This is a genomic window from Pseudomonas tremae (assembly GCF_001401155.1).
GTDB classification, from domain to species: Bacteria; Pseudomonadota; Gammaproteobacteria; order Pseudomonadales; family Pseudomonadaceae; genus Aquipseudomonas; species Aquipseudomonas tremae.
In genome coordinates this window covers 1-1,649 of sequence record NZ_LJRO01000489.1, presented here as the reverse complement: position 1 = coordinate 1,649, position 1,649 = coordinate 1, and the positions used below count along the sequence as shown (strand labels likewise).

The following is a 1,649-nucleotide window of genomic DNA, read 5'->3' as shown; positions in this document are numbered from 1 at the left end:
AGAACCGAATCCGTCCAAAAGGCCACACAACGCGACACTTTTAATGAAAATTTGGTGGCTACATAACTTCAGCGTCAGCGGTCAAAAACCTCTTTAAGGCAACGCTGCAAAAATAGCCAACCGCTCAGCAGGCCCGGCAAGAGGCTGGCTCGCTCATTACACAGCCGCGCAGAGACATCACTGCAGTTCGAACGCGAGGCGTGAGCGGCCAAACGGCACCTTGGCTGGACGCGCCACTGAGGCGGCCCTGTTGGATGAGCGGATCCTCGCTCAAATATCAGCGTCGGTACGAAGATCAGGTGCAAGAGCTAAAGGTCGTATTGCGTCAGCAAACAACGCCTTGACCGCCAAGAACCACGGCCCAGTGCAACTCAACCGTGACAACGACTACATTCGGATGGACTAATTGCAGGCATGAGAATCCCCAACGTCAATCTAAACGCATTGAGCACAAACCGGTCTTTCAGTGAAGAGGACCAGCTCAAGCGGACCGGGGATCAGCCGGAAGCCAGTACCGGCACCAGTTGCAATGAGCGGCAGCCGGCCAAACGGCGACGGGTGGAGCAGGATGAACCTGGAGCCGGTGGCCGCGCACGGGACAGGGACGCTCGGCAACAGCCTACCATTCACGCGCACTTGCGCAACGATATCACCGACCGACATCGTACCAAGTCCGAGCGGCCCCATGACAGAGCGCCCGCTGACGTCAGTGCATCGTCATCGCATCGTAGGCCACAAAGAACAACGCATGGCTGGGAGGCGCGCTTGGCCGAACACACGTTCGACCGGGCGGCAGGAAAACGACCTCGGGAAGAGCGAGAGCCGTATCGGCAGCCAAAGCGGCCAATGCATGACTTGGAGTGGACGGCGGCGGATCTTCACCAGGCCGAACATCAGCTCGATCCAGCTGCAAAAGAGCAGCTGCAGGAACAGCGAGAGCAGTATCGGAAATGGCTGAGTGCCCCCAGCCGAGTGCCTCAGAACCACAATGCTCGCTTGTGCGTGTCGGTGGCAAAGGAAAACGCGCTGGCGCGTCACATCGGTTGCGGGCTGGCGCTGCCTTTCCTGGATGAGAGCGTCAACGCGCAAACCAATGCGCAGTGGCTCGACAAATACCTTCTGATGATTGCCAGTGCAAGGCGCGCCACAGGGGCAGGCGTAACGCATAGCGAGCTCGATCGTTGCAAGGAGGTTGCGGCGCAGTATCTCTGCAAGACCAAGTGGTTTGACGGTGCATCGCTGACGCAGCTGGCCCATGTGGGCAACAAGCTGAGCAAGCATCCGAACCAGCAAGCGTGCATGGATGCAATCGCGTGGATCGCCGGACAGCTCAATCAGGCAGATGATTTATCGGGACTGGATGGCCGCCACTCAGTCCTACTCCTGAACGCCTTCGCCAAGAACTTCAACAGCGGCAGGTGTGAACGCGCGGTGGCTCGTCTGGCACGTCACCTGCAACGTAACCACCCTGCCCGGTCGTCGCTGGACGCGCAGAACATCGGCCTGGCACTTAATGCATTCAGCAAGTGGCCCGACAATCCAGACTGCCAATCCATGGCGTACTTGCTTGCTGATATGCTCGCCAGCAACAGACGCTTGCGTCATGCGATGGATGGGCAGAGCGTCGCGAACGCGCTCAACGCCCTGAG

1 pseudogene is annotated in these 1,649 nt (G+C 58.9%); it reads left to right on the top strand.

What is annotated here, in order from left to right:
- Nucleotides 1-765 precede the first annotated feature (765 nt).
- Nucleotides 766-1,649, top strand: a pseudogene (locus ALO43_RS27070) (XopAD/skwp family type III secretion system effector); the annotation flags it as partial.